Origin of the sequence: Pseudodesulfovibrio piezophilus C1TLV30 (genome assembly GCF_000341895.1) — a bacterium.
In the GTDB taxonomy this organism is placed as follows: Bacteria; Desulfobacterota; Desulfovibrionia; order Desulfovibrionales; family Desulfovibrionaceae; genus Pseudodesulfovibrio; species Pseudodesulfovibrio piezophilus.
This window is the reverse complement of record NC_020409.1, coordinates 15865-29447: the sequence shown is the minus strand read 5'-3', so window position 1 is coordinate 29447 and position 13583 is coordinate 15865. Positions and strand designations below refer to the sequence as shown.

The following is a 13583-nucleotide window of genomic DNA, read 5'->3' as shown; positions in this document are numbered from 1 at the left end:
AATGATAAAGCCGCGAAGGTAAATGAAAGAGGGGCCATCAGGCCCCTCCATTATATCTTATTCCTTATCCGGAGACCAATTGGGATCACGATATTTATCAGGATTATACAGACGCCAATCACGCCCATCATCATACTTCTCATCCGCGCCGGGAAAAGGAGTATAGGTCTTCTCTTCGTCTTTTTTCTTGTCTTCATGACAATCAATATTTTCAAAATATGATTTTTCCATGACAACACCTCGGTTGGGTCGAATTATGCCCGTAGTTTAGCAATAAACATGGGCCGAACGACAACGTCGCTCACCCCTTTGGTGAATGATTAATGAACTCCTGTCAAGCGACTTACTGTGACGCTTCCATGTCCGGTTTTACGTAGAGTTCCCCACCGTGACAGTCGTTAATCACCAACAAGGGAAAATCCTTCACCTTCATTGCCCGAACGGCCTCTGGCCCAAGTTCTTCAAAAGCGATAACCGTTGATTCGACAATAGAATTTGAAAGCAAAGCCCCTGCTCCACCTGTAGCACCCAAATATACGCCCTTATGCTCTTGCATGGCAGCCTTGACTTCTTCAGAGCGTTTCCCCTTGCCAATACTGGCTTTCATGCCCAGGCCATAGAATCGAGGTGCGTAAGTATCCATTCGGTAGCTGGTGGTGGGACCGGCTGAGCCTATAGGTCGACCAGGAGGAGCCGGAGATGGACCGACATAATAGATTGCCGACCCTTCCAGAGCAAATGGGAGAGCACTTCCTTCATCCAACAATTCGACAAGCTTCTTGTGCGCTGCATCACGAGCTGAATGAATGACTCCTGTCAAAAAGACAACGTCCCCTGCCCGGAGTTGTGCAACATCCTCATCTGTCAGCGGCATGCTCAACTTATATTCAGCCATTATAACACCACCTCTTCATGACGTTGTGAATGACATTGAACATTGACAGCCAAGGGCAAACTCGCCAGGTGACAGGGCTCCATGGTTATCTTGACACTGAGAACCGTTGTTTTTCCCCCAAGGCCCATTGGACCGATGCCAAGCTTGTTCAAAGCCTCTTCCAACTCCTTTTCCCTGGCCGCAATTGCAGGGTCAGGATGGGTATCGTTCAAATCACGCATCAGTGATTTCTTGGCGATTTTTGCCGCATGGTCAAAAGTTCCCCCTATTCCAATACCAATAATGGTCGGAGGGCAGGGATTCGGACCGGCTTCCGCTATCCGGTTGACAACAAATTGTTTAATTCCGTCCCACCCTTGAGCCGGAGCCAACATGGTTACGCGACTCATATTTTCAGAACCGCCTCCCTTCGCCATAAAGAATATCCTAAGAGAATCGCCCGGAACCACGTCAAAATGAATGATAGCCGGAGTACCATCCCCGGTATTGTCCCGAGAAAGCGGGTCACAGGCGGACTTGCGCAGAAAACCATCCCTATAGCCCTGGCGCACTCCCTCATTGATCAATTCCCGCAAATTGCCCCCCACCACCCGACAATCATCCCCGATCTCAACGAAAAAAACGGCGAGACCACAGTCCTGGCATAAGGGCAACTTTGTTTCCTTTGCCAAATCCGCATTTTCAAGAAGCTGCCGCAATACCTCCTTGGCGGAGGGAGCAGTCTCTTTCACCAAAGCCATTTTCAACTTCTCCCGTACATCTGTCGGAAGTTCGGTATTGGCACTCATGCACATTTTTGCCACCGCTTGTACAACGGCTTCAGCCTGAATCTCTCTCATCGTACCCCTCTCGTCGATCCGACCAATCTTTGACCGACCCTGTTATATCCTGTGTCAATCGCTCTCCGACAAAACAATCGCCTCTCCCCATCCGAAAAAGCTCTTGATCAAAGACTCTATCCCTTAAAAAAAAGCCGCTTCAGAGATGTGATCCCCATTTTGCGGCGTAGGAACCCGAGTTGATTCTGTAACGGAAGGTGCTTCGGACACACATCCTCACAGGCCAGCAATCCCATACACCCGAAGATCCCCATGTCATTACCAATAATTTCATAGTGATCATCGTTTGTACGCTGATCACGCGGGTCAATGAGAAAACGCCCTACCCGAGTCAATCCGGCTGCTCCCAGAAAATCGTCACGCAGACGAGCTGTGCCACATGCCGAGATACAACACCCACACTCAACACACCGTTCCAGCTCGTAAATGGCTATGGCGTCCCTGTTTTCCATCCGCTCTTCAAGAGCGCAAGGATCAAATGCCTTATCTGTGTGAATCCACGACTCTGTTCGTGTATACATTTCGCGAAACCACGACCCGGTATCTACAGACAAATCGCCAACCAGTTTGAAAACCGGCAGGGGCAAAAGAGTGATCTCCCCAGGAAGATCTTGCGTCTTCGTATGGCAGGCAAGTCCTGGACGGCCATTGATGACCATACCACACGAGCCACAGATACCGGCCCGACAACAAAAATCAAATTGAAGTGCCGGGTCCTGCTCTTCACGCAGCCGATTCAGGGCGATAAACAATGTCATGGAATCTGTTTCTTCGAGAACAAATTCCTCCATCCTCGGCCGTGATGAAGACTCTTCCGGATTGTATCTGAATATGTTGAATTTCAACAACCTGGACATGACTATGCCCTCCCCTTATCAGCTCGAATAATCTTTGAGTGACCGTATCCTCTCTCTCCCGGTGGAATTTCCACTACCTTCGTTGCAGATTCGTACTCAAGCGTAGGCAGAGTGTCGTCTGGATTCTTCCAATACGCCAAAGTGCGATTCAGCCAATCCCGATCATTTCTAGCCGGAAAATCTTCACGATTATGCGACCCGCGTGATTCCGTTCGCATAAGAGCTCCATAAGCAACCATCAACGCCATCCGCACTTGCCCTTCAAGTTTGAGTGCCGCAGCCAATTCAGGATTGACACCTTTGCCGTCAGAACGAAGCCCGATATGCTTCGCACGGATTAAAACCTCCTGAAGAGATGCGACACATTTCTCCAATCCTTCCTGATTGCGAAAGATATTGGCCCCCTTATTCAAAGCATCCTGCATGGCTGAACGAACCCGGTAGACATTCTCGGAACCATGAGAACACTTTCGCAGTGCATCTATCCTTGTTTCATGACGAGAGACGGCACTATGGATGAGTGCGGTATCGAAAACAGTTTCACTCCCTTGAAGGTATTCTGTGATTTTTTTCCCTACGATACCACCTGCCACAACAGTCTCTGCCAGGGAATTCCCACCAAGCCGGTTAAAGCCGTGCATATCCCAGCACGCGGCTTCTCCTGCGGCAAAAAGCCCTTTGAGCCCGTAAACCGCCCCGTCCTTGTTGGTCCGAACGCCCCCCATAGAATAATGCTGAGTCGGTCGCACGGGAATCAGTTGGTGTATGGGATCAACACCCAGAAAAGATGTGCATATTTCATGGACCTCCCGAAGCTTTCCGGTAATATGATCCTTACCTAAATGACGGATATCGAGCCAGAGGTGCTCGCCATAGGATGATTTGACCCCATAGCCCTCGCGCATATGATGGGTCATCCACCGAGAAACGACATCACGCGATGCCAATTCAGCCTTGTCCGGCTCATATTCATGCATGAAACGTTTCTCATTGACATCCAACAGCGTTCCCCCATCCCCTCGACATCCTTCCGTGACCAGAATATCGGTAGGAACAATCCCGGTAGGATGGAACTGTACCGCCTCCATGTTTCCCATGGGAACCACTCCGGTATCGATGCAGAGCGTATGCGCCCCACCGTCGCAGATCACAGCATTTGTCGTATTAGGGTAGACACGCCCAAAACCGCCTGAAGCAATCATGGTCGCCTTGGACAGATAAACGAGCAACTCTCCGGTACGAAGACACCGCGCCACCACACCGGAACAGGTTTCACCATCCTGAATCATGCCAATGGCCTCGGTTTTATCATGGACCTCCACGCCAACCTGAGCACAGCGATTATCCATGGTACACATCACGGCATGCCCTGTGCCATCCGAGGTGTAACAGGTACGCCATTTGGCAGTGCCTCCGAAGGAACGGGCCATGATCAACCCCTGTTTTTCTGTCTTTTCCACCTTTTCAAACTGCTGGCCACCCTTGTAATAAATCGATTTACCGGAAACAACCCGATTCCAAGGCACTCCCCAATGTGCCAAGCGGCGCATCTCAACAGGAGCGGTATCGGCAAACATGCGGGCGACCTCTTGATCACATCCCCAGTCCGAGCCTTTGACAGTGTCAGCAAAATGAACGTCAGGACAGTCTCCCTCACCCATGACACTGTTTCCCAGTGAAGCCTGCATGCCCCCTTGTGCTGCCGACGAATGGGACCGTCGAGCAGGGACAAGGCTGAGACAAGTGACGGAAAAGCCTGCATCAGCGGCCTCCACAGCAGCACGTTCACCGGCCAGCCCCGCTCCCACAACAAGTAAATCGGTGTAAATAGTCTGCATGATGATTCTCCGTTAAGCCACACTCAGAAATAAAAAGCGAAGTAAGGTGATGAAACCAATGGCGATGAACAGCATTGTCAGGATATTCTCGCCTCGCTTGAACCTGGCACGCTGGGAATCTTTCACAAATCCCCATTTCACCGCAATACGATAAAAACCAATCCCGACATGCAGTTCAATCAATGGGAGTAGAACGAGATAGAAAATAGCCCAAAAGCCACTTTGAACTCGAGCAGCAGATTTCATGGCGGAAATAGGCAGGTCTGTCAGAACCACCCATATGTGAATTGAACCCATGATGAGAATAATCATGGCCGAAAGGACCTGAACCAGCCATAACCACGTATCGCCATGCCGCATCATTCTAGCATGCTGCCACGCGACCTTCTGCCCATCAAAGCGAAAGGGTATTTTCCTGGCCGCAAGCACGAAATGGGTCAGAAAAACAAGAAAAATGACTGGGCCGCCCACTTGTGCCATACCTGTTGATTCAAAAAATTCAGCAATATAATCCATGAGATCAGGGCTGATGACAACACTTGATACCAGAAGCATGTGACACCACATAAACAGTATCAACCCGGCACCAGAGAGCATCTGACACCAGTCCATCACACCATCCCATTTACCCGGCTTCCCAGCAGGCGCGTAACTGACAGACATGCACCACCTTCCTTGGGTTAAACAAAAAGATTCGACAACAATCGGTAAACCCTATGCATGACAACAAATTAATGTCAACAGACTCCCTCTTTTCCAGATGCTTACAACAAACTTTCCATGATTTTATCCAAAGCGTACTCCTGCCATACTTCGGCAAATAAAGCATCTCCATCGTGTAACAGAGAGAAGCAACCACTGCTTTCCTTGACCCCACATCATTTCTCCCAACCATCCCCCACTTCACAGACAAAATCATGGTGTTTTTCCGGATAGCGGTTTCCATTTATGAAAGCCTCAGTTAGGGTTCGCCCTTGCGCGGGACAATATTCAGGTAAATATCCGCTTGCCATGACTAAAAAGAGATTTATCTACGTATGATCGAACTGAGAAAAAAGATTCGACTCGACTCGACTCGAGTTGCGAACGACTTTAATGGAGAATCACCATGTTTCGAAAAGCACTTCTGCTGGGGGGATTGCTCATGCTCCTGACCAGTTGCCAAACTACCATGAACAAAAAAATCACATCACCAGAAGTGGCCCCGACGCTCCCGAGCCTGAGCGAGACACACGATGGAGACACACATATCATCAAATTACAAAACGGCTTGACTGTTCTCATCAAACAGGATGATCGCTTTCCCCTGGTCAATGCCCGGCTCTACGTCCATGCTGGCAGTGCCTACGAGACTCCCCAGCTCGCGGGAATCAGCCATCTTCTGGAACATATGGTTTTCAAAGGCACCAAAAAACGGGGACTGGGGCAGTCTGCCCGTGACATCGAATCTGTCGGCGGTTCCATGAATGCGGCGACCAGTTTTGATTATACCGTATTTTATGTTGAAGTTCCTGACTCATCATGGAAGCTGGGACTTGATGTCATTACCGATATGGCTTTCAACCCGACCATTGATCCTGACGAATTGAAAAGCGAAAAAAAAGTTGTTCTGGAAGAGCTCGAGCGGGGTGAAGATACTCCCGGCAACAAGCTGTTCAAGACACTTCAAGGCATGATCTGGAAAGGGACCAGCTATGAATGGCCCATTATCGGCTCCCGTGAGACGGTCTCTTCATTCACCCACAAGGACATCAAGCAGTATATAAAAGACTTCTATCAGCCTCAGTCCATGCTGCTCGCCGTGGTCGGCAAAGTTGACCCTGATCAGGTCCTGGCTGAAGCACAACGACTACTCGGTCACCTTTCGAACACCAAAACCGTCACGCCGCCTGAAACCATCACCATCCCCGCGACTGGACACGGTCCTCAAGTGGTCAAACTGCCTGGCAAATGGAACAAGGTTTATCTTGGAGCCGCTTTTCCCATTCCACACGGCACTTCTGCCGAGATGGCTGGATTGGAACTGCTCTCACAACTCATGGGCGGAGATGATTCCTCCCGTCTCTATCGAAAATTCAAATATGAAAAACAGTTAGTTGACGATATTTCAGTATCTCCTCTTGCCCTTGAGCGAGGGGGGATGCTCTATGTTAATGCCACCCTCGACGCTGATAAGGTCGATCAATTCTGGGCAGAATTTATGGCAGAACTATCATCCTTTGACGCCACGAGTTTTTCTGACAGAGAGATAGAACGTGCCCGGCTCAACCTGGAAGACTCCATGTTTCTGGCCAAGGAAACACTCTCGGGACTGGCAAGTAAAACCGGTTACTTTCAATTCTTCGAAAACGGTGAACAGGCTGAAAAAAATTATCTATTTGCATTGAGCCAGGTGACCCGCGAGGAAATGAAAACTCTCTATGCAAAATACATCCGCCCAGAACAACTTGCGACTGCTGTCCTTGTTCCCGAATCAAGTGAGCTCTCACCTGAAAAAATGGTATCCGTGACACAGTCTCTCTGGTCGACTCAAGACAATATTCAAAAGACACAGATTCACAAAATGGATACAGCGGAACAGGTGGTGGAACTGCCAGGAGGCAACAAGCTTGTCCTACTGCCGGATGCAACCCTGCCTTATACCGCCATGTCCATATATTGGACTGGTGGCGATGGAGAGTTATCCCCCGATCAACAGGGATTGGCCGCTCTAACTGCCAAATCCCTCACTCGTGGCACAATGAACATGTCGGCTACAGAAATTCAGGATTTCCTGTCTGACCATGCTGCGTCGATCGGTTCCAGCGCCGGACGAAATGTCTTCGCTCTTGAAACAAAATATCCAGTTCGTTTCACAGACAAGATTTTGCCGCTGATACGTGAGGTTCTGACTGCGCCCGCCTTTGACGCCAAGGAAATTGAACGCGCCAAACAGGATCAGATCGCCGGAATCAAGCGTCGCGAAGACCGCCCGCTCGGCCTTGCTTTCAGACAGCTTTTCCCATTTCTTTTCAAAACAGGCCCTTATGCACTACTGCATCAGGGGACACCGGAAGAAGTGGAGCAACTCTCCCAGAGCGACATCATGCGCTTCTGGGGCAGACAATCCATGCATCCCTTTACCATTGCAGTCTGCGGACAATTTGACTCTGAAATGATCAAAGCGTTTTCCAGCGATATATCGCAGACGCTGACAGCGCCGGGCAATGGGTATGAATTCACGACACCGGAATGGAATACCGAACGGGAACGGACACTGCACCTTCCTGATCGTAACCAATCACACATCTTGATGGTTTTCCCGACTCCGGGTCAATCGGACCGAGACACCTCCGCCCGCCTGGAGCTGCTCAAGGCTGCCCTTTCCGGCCAGTCTGGTCTGCTTTTCCGAGACCTGAGAGATAAACAAGGGTTGGCTTACACAGTCACCGCTATGTTGTGGCAAAGCAAGAACACCGGATTCATGGCACTTTACATAGGAACCGGGCCGGACAAGGTGGAAGCCTCGCTGCAAGGATTCAACAAAGTGCTGGCGGACCTGACTGCCAAGCCACTGCCGGAGGAGGAGCTTGCCCGTGCCAGAAATATTCTGGTTGGAGATTACTATCAGGAGCACCAGTCGCTCCTCTCCCGTAGCCGCCAGGCCGCGAGCCTTCTTACCAGAGGGTTTGACCGGGACTACGAGCACGATATAATCGAACGCGCAAAAACAGTGACTCCAAAAGAGATTCAGGAGCTTGTTCGGGATTATCTCGACCCGAACAAGGCGTACATGATGAAAGTCACACCATAATCCCAAAAGGGAGACCGATGTGTCGGTCTCCCTTTTTTTGTGAAGAAGGGATGGTCATGAAACAACCACGCCCCCTTCTCCAGTCTCCTTGGCCTTTTCAAGATTTTTCGCAGCCACGGACAGAACTTCTTCCAGATTGACACAACACGTCCCGACTTCAGCCTTACCCGACATTAACGTCGCAGCCCCCACGCTTGCTGTACATCCCTGCCCGTCAGAACTGCATGCTTGAATGGTTTTGGCAATTTTTGCTGCCATATCATCTAAATGACAATGCTCAATGGCATAAAACAGAATCATGAATTCCTCCCCCCCAAACCGGGTAACCAGATCCGAAGAGCGCACAACCTGCCGCAAAGCAGAGCCAATGCTTTTGAGCAGCTTATCTCCAGCCTGTTGTCCGTAGAGAGCGTTGAATTTCTTGAAATCATCAAGATCGGCAAGAATCAGTCCGATATTCTTTCGATCTCTGAGCGCTAAATCCATCAAAGGCTTTGAGGCATTGAAAAAGCCACGCTTGTTCATCAATCCGGTCAGCGGATCAGTATTAATCGTTGTCGCCAATCGTCTGTTCTCCATCCATAACATCTTCATGGTCTCACCCAACAATTCCATTTCTGGCGATGCTCCACAAAAACGGGTGACTCCTTCAAACAGATCACTCACATGAGACTTGGGGTCACCCCAGTTTCCTCCTGAAGCTGAAACCAATCGAAGCTCTCTGGCAAAGTCGAACAAGATTTCAAAAACAGGGTACAGCAAATAATACTCAAGACGAAAAGCAAGTATGAACATATCCTTGGGAGCCATTTCGGTCGCAAGATTCGATGAAAATCCCATGGCCCGCTCATGATGCCGGGTCAACTCCTTCTGGATTCTCTCCGGGTCATCGAAGATGTCCGGAATCATCCCAGCTTGAATAAGAGGAAGCAATGACTCCCAAAACACCACGAGCTGTTTTTCTCCTTCAAGCATCTTCCCCCAAAAAGTCTGTAATGCATCATCCTGAGCCGACGCCTGAAAAAAACCATAGACTCGACAGGTTATTTGCCCGACTTTCAAGCAGGCCGTACAAATGTCCCAAAGGATACCATTGCCCATATCCGCTCCTGAATCATATTCGCACAAAGGATTCATATACCCCTGATAACCTCATTCCACCTCTTATTCCATGCCTGTTATCTTTCCTGTTGACAGGGGCTAGACGATCGGTCTAGTGACAAATGGGAAAGCTTATGAGTGAAAAAACAAAACAACGCATCATCAAAGCAGGAGCCGAGTTGATCCATAAACAAGGATTCAACAATACCGGACTGAAGGATATCCTTGCTGCGGCTCAAGTTCCGAAAGGCTCCTTTTATTTCTATTTCAAGAACAAGGAACAATTCGGCATAGAGGTGATAGACTATTATAAAGAGCGGTTTAGAGAGTCAGTCCTGATAATCCTCTCAGATCAATCGATCCCTCCACTTGTTCGCATGAGACATTTTTTTCAGCATTACCATGATATCATGAAATCAAACGGCTATAAACGTGGATGCCCTATAGGCAACCTGACTCAGGAGATGGGCGACCTAAGCGAAGCTTTTCGTTTCAAACTCAAGCAATCTCTGGATGGTATGGCCACAACCATCGAGTCCCTTTTGAAAGAATCCATCGAAAGAGGAGACACGCCAAAACTCAACACTCGAACAACAGCCATTTTTATTATCGAAGCATGGCACGGAGCTCTCATCAGGATGAAAGCGACAGAAGATGACGAACCTCTTTCCATATTCTATTCCTTTATTTTTGGCACCATCTTGCGAAAATAACTGTTTTTTAGTTTATCTTTTTTTACCAACATTATAGACGACCGGTCTACTACAACAAACTTAGGAGATACCATGTTTCTTATCGATTACATCACCCCAGAGAAAGCAGAAGGAAAAATCAAGGAAATCTATTCGATGATTCCCACAGGACGCCCTGTCCCGGAACCGATGCAATTATACAGCGCAAGCCCACGGTATTTGGAAAAACAAATGGAGATACTGCAAACGATCATGAAAGATGGCGAATATGAACCGGAATTATTGGCAGCCATGCGTTATATCGGCTCCATAAATACCTGCTTCGGATACTGCGCGACATATAACAAAGATATACTTGGCTCCATGGGACTGAGTGAAGAAGAAATAGATGCGCTGATTACCGATCCGTACCAAGCTTTTGAAGCCAAAGAGGCTTCTCTCCTCGCTCTGATAAGTAAGGCAATGACAAAGCCGGAAAGCGTTTGTAGTGCTGACATCAATACTGCCAGAGAGCACGGTTGGACTGACTCACAGATTTTTGAAAGCACAGCCTATGCCGCTCAGATGGCGACCCTTGGAATAGTTGTTGGCGCGTTTTCCAAATAACTCCTGTAAGGCCGGACGGTCTCCGGCCTTCACTTCCACATGCCGGGCGCAAAGACTTGCTCATGTTCCCCCAGTGGGGTACAAATCCTCAGCTTGAATTCATTTACTTAAGAAGAGGACCGACGAAATGGCGCTTATTTTCGGCTCACCCAAAAAACAGGGTGCATCCAGGGAAGATGTAAAGATGGATCATCGCCTGACTCTTGCCAAAGAGATGTATATGGCAGGAAAAATGAAAATCATGACCACCGAGACCATCCCCGGCCGGGAAATTCAGTCCGCATTCGGTCTCCTGGTGTGTAGAAGCTACACCTTTGACAATGCCCTGTATGGACTCATGGCCCAAGCGGTAGATGTCAATGCCGATGTCATTATCGGATACCGCGAATCTGTTGCCTTCCACCCTGAGGGTGACAAGTACTATTCGTGCTATGGCACTGCGGTCAGAATGAAAAAGCTTAAATAGCACATGAAAACAGAAAAAAAGGCCCGGTTTCATTTTCATGAAACCGGGCCTTTTTTTCTGAGATCATTACATTGAGATCACAAGAGGAACCACGACAGGGTCTCTCCCTAGAACCTTGCGGAAAAATCGCCTCAGCGCAGAACGAATTCGTTCCTTGAGTTTTTCGGTTTCGCCCGGCGTGATATTCTCATGAACATCCAGGATGATACATTTGGCATCATCCAGAACATGACGATATTTTTGCTCGAAAACAAAACCCTTTGATATAATATCCGGTCCCATGGAGATCTCACCAGAGGCTTCATCGACCACAATGACTACAATCACCATCCCCTCTCCGGCCAGCAGTTGCCGCTCCTTGAGGACAGATTGTCCGACGTCACCAACCCCTTTCCCATCCACGAGAATCTTTTCAGCTGAAAAAAGCTTCCCAAATTCCATACTCCCATCGGCATGAAAAACAATGGGTTGTCCGTTTTCCACAACCAAGGCACAGTCTTCTTCCACACCACATCCGATAGCAAGCCTTTGATGCTTCACCAAATGACGGTATTCCCCATGCACCGGGATAAAATATTTTGGACGAACAGTCTCAAGCATCAATGTCAATTCTCCCGCATGAGCATGTCCCGAAGCATGAATACCATGCATCTTTTCATACAGGACCTCGGCACCCAAGCGGTAAAGGTTGTTGATGACCTTGGTTATGGCTTTGACATTTCCCGGAATGAAACGGGATGACAAGACATACAAATCATCCGGTTTGACGCTCAATTGCCTGTGTTCCCCCATAGCCATCCGCGAAAGAGCAGCCAAGGGTTCGCCCTGCGACCCAGTAATGAGCAGGACAAGCTCTGAATCCCCGTATTCATCGAGTTGGTCAAGGTCCACCAAAATCCCTTTGGGTATTTTCAGATGCCCCTGCTCTCTCGCCAAGTCTATATTTCGAAAAAGGCTACGCCCTGAAACTGCGACCTTACGCCCTTCGGCATCAGCCAAATCAATGACTTCCTGCATTCGTTGAATATGACTCGAAAAAAGAGAAACAAGAATACGACCTTTCGCCGTAGAGAAAATCTCGCGGAGAGATACCTTGATTTCCCGTTCTGTCAGGGCAAACCCTTCCCTCTCCACATTGGTCGAATCCGAGAGCATCACAGTCACACCCGATTCGGAGAATTTACGGAATGCACCAAGATCAGTGGCATGCCCACCAAGAGGATTCCGATCAATCTTGAAATCTCCTGTATGAACAACTCGTCCGACAGGGGTTTCTATACCAAGACCGAAACCTTCAATAATTGAGTGGCAGACAGGGAAAAAATTAAATTTAAAATCACCAATGAGCACCCTGTCGTACGGGCGGACAGGACGAAGGTCGGCCCAACGGTCCAAACCATGTTCACGCAATTTGCTCTCAACCAAGCCAAGGGTGAATTCACTCCCATACACAGGAACATCGACATTTTGTAAAAGCCAGGGCAAGGCACCAATGTGATCTTCATGCCCGTGAGTGAGCACGATACCGTGCAATTTCTGCTTGTTTTCAAGAATCATGTCAAAGCATGGAATGACCACATCCACACCAAAATGATAATCCTCCGGAAACATGAGCCCACAATCGACAAGGGCCATGGACCGATCCGTCACATAGGCCATACAGTTCATACCGATTTCACCAAGCCCGCCCAAGGGATAAAGACTGAGGGATGTCGAAGACATTATTTATCCTTCAGCAAGGAGTTCCTTGTACGCCTTGCTCATCATCGCGCGCAAATCGTCCTTGAACTTTTCGCGCTCTTTCAGGGTGTATTGGGAAGGATCTATGATGGGCAATGCCTTAAATCGAACAACCGGACGGTTGTCGATAATCATTTTCCCCTTGGGCATGACACGCCCGGTATGCGCCATAACAAAAGGAACCACTGGCAAACCGCACTTAAGCGCAATGATCATGGCACCGATCTTGAACTCCATTAAATCATCCAGATTGTCATTGCGAGTCCCTTCTGGAAATATCAAGGGAGAAATGCCTTTTTGAGCCTGCTCTACAGCATCATTGAGGCTTTGCATGGCAGCACGGCGGTTATCCCGATCAATACAAATATGCCCGGAATGCGCTAGTGCTTTCCCGTATATCGGGATATCAAAGAGACTTTTTTTTGCTACGAAGCGAATGCGATTGCCCTTCAAGACTTTAAAGAGCACCGGGATGTCGAGATTACTCTGATGATTCCCAATAAAAACGTAATGGCCCTTGGGGTCAACGTCCCCCATATCCGTTTCTATGGTAATGCCGGAAAGCCACACTGCCGCCGCTCCCCATTTCAGTCCCCAGCTATCATACTCTTCCGGCGCAGCCTTTTCCGGATCAACCAAAAGCATTCGTATGCTATAATACAGGGTTACCGGAACCAGCAGAACGACAAAAAATATCCTTTTAAACATGAATTATCCTTATTGTTTTGGCTCACGCATGAGTAAACCAAATCCTCA

At 48.7% G+C, this 13583-nt stretch carries 13 protein-coding genes; 4 read left to right on the top strand and 9 right to left on the bottom strand.

Annotation, left to right across the window (positions count from 1 at the left end):
• Positions 1 to 57: 57 nt before the first annotated feature.
• The 6 genes from BN4_RS17895 to BN4_RS00160 all read right to left on the bottom strand — a co-directional run bounded on the left by BN4_RS17895 (position 58) and on the right by BN4_RS00160 (position 5092).
• Positions 58 to 231 (bottom strand): hypothetical protein, encoded by a 174-nt coding sequence (locus BN4_RS17895; RefSeq protein ID WP_015413322.1) that lies wholly within the window; start codon positions 229 to 231, stop codon positions 58 to 60.
• A gap of 112 nt (positions 232 to 343) precedes the next feature.
• Positions 344 to 895, bottom strand: a complete 552-nt coding sequence (locus BN4_RS00180) for a Fe-S-containing hydro-lyase (RefSeq protein ID WP_015413321.1) — start codon at positions 893 to 895, stop codon at positions 344 to 346.
• The gene (locus tag BN4_RS00175) at positions 895 to 1734 is read right to left on the bottom strand and encodes a fumarate hydratase (protein WP_015413320.1); all 840 of its coding nucleotides are present in this window, start codon (positions 1732 to 1734) and stop codon (positions 895 to 897) included. Before BN4_RS00175 ends, BN4_RS00180 begins: the two co-directional genes overlap by 1 nt.
• 116 nt (positions 1735 to 1850) lie before the next feature.
• Positions 1851 to 2591, bottom strand: coding sequence for a fumarate reductase iron-sulfur subunit (locus tag BN4_RS00170; protein WP_015413319.1), 741 nt, complete (start codon positions 2589 to 2591; stop codon positions 1851 to 1853).
• A gap of 2 nt (positions 2592 to 2593) precedes the next feature.
• Positions 2594 to 4429 (bottom strand): fumarate reductase flavoprotein subunit, encoded by a 1836-nt coding sequence (locus BN4_RS00165; protein WP_015413318.1) that lies wholly within the window; start codon positions 4427 to 4429, stop codon positions 2594 to 2596.
• 12 nt (positions 4430 to 4441) lie between these two features.
• Positions 4442 to 5092, bottom strand: coding sequence for a hypothetical protein (locus BN4_RS00160; protein WP_015413317.1), 651 nt, complete (start codon positions 5090 to 5092; stop codon positions 4442 to 4444).
• Between the two features lie 445 nt (positions 5093 to 5537).
• Here BN4_RS00160 and BN4_RS00155 point away from each other — a divergent pair, with 445 nt between their 5' ends.
• Positions 5538 to 8222, top strand: a complete 2685-nt coding sequence (locus tag BN4_RS00155) for a M16 family metallopeptidase (RefSeq protein WP_015413316.1) — start codon at positions 5538 to 5540, stop codon at positions 8220 to 8222.
• Between the two features lie 54 nt (positions 8223 to 8276).
• Here BN4_RS00155 and BN4_RS16975 read toward each other — a convergent pair whose 3' ends face one another.
• Positions 8277 to 9323, bottom strand: coding sequence for a GGDEF domain-containing protein (locus tag BN4_RS16975; protein WP_015413315.1), 1047 nt, complete (start codon positions 9321 to 9323; stop codon positions 8277 to 8279).
• A 134-nt stretch (positions 9324 to 9457) separates the two neighbouring features.
• Here BN4_RS16975 and BN4_RS00145 point away from each other — a divergent pair, with 134 nt between their 5' ends.
• The 3 genes from BN4_RS00145 (at position 9458) to BN4_RS00135 (ending at position 11087) form a co-directional block, all read left to right on the top strand.
• On the top strand, positions 9458 to 10036 hold the full coding sequence (locus BN4_RS00145; protein WP_015413314.1) for a TetR/AcrR family transcriptional regulator: 579 nt from the start codon (positions 9458 to 9460) through the stop codon (positions 10034 to 10036).
• Positions 10037 to 10108: 72 nt separating this feature from the next.
• Entirely contained in the window at positions 10109 to 10621 is a 513-nt protein-coding gene (locus BN4_RS00140) for a carboxymuconolactone decarboxylase family protein (RefSeq protein ID WP_015413313.1), read from the top strand.
• Positions 10622 to 10748: 127 nt separating this feature from the next.
• Positions 10749 to 11087, top strand: coding sequence for a hypothetical protein (locus BN4_RS00135; RefSeq protein ID WP_015413312.1), 339 nt, complete (start codon positions 10749 to 10751; stop codon positions 11085 to 11087).
• 66 nt (positions 11088 to 11153) lie between these two features.
• Here the strand turns inward: BN4_RS00135 and BN4_RS00130 are convergent, their stop codons facing one another.
• Together BN4_RS00130 and BN4_RS00125 are read right to left on the bottom strand one after the other, a co-directional pair.
• Positions 11154 to 12809, bottom strand: a complete 1656-nt coding sequence (locus BN4_RS00130) for a ribonuclease J (RefSeq protein WP_015413311.1) — start codon at positions 12807 to 12809, stop codon at positions 11154 to 11156.
• A gap of 3 nt (positions 12810 to 12812) precedes the next feature.
• The gene (locus BN4_RS00125) at positions 12813 to 13535 is read right to left on the bottom strand and encodes a lysophospholipid acyltransferase family protein (RefSeq protein ID WP_015413310.1); all 723 of its coding nucleotides are present in this window, start codon (positions 13533 to 13535) and stop codon (positions 12813 to 12815) included.
• Between the last annotated feature and the right edge of the window lie 48 nt (positions 13536 to 13583).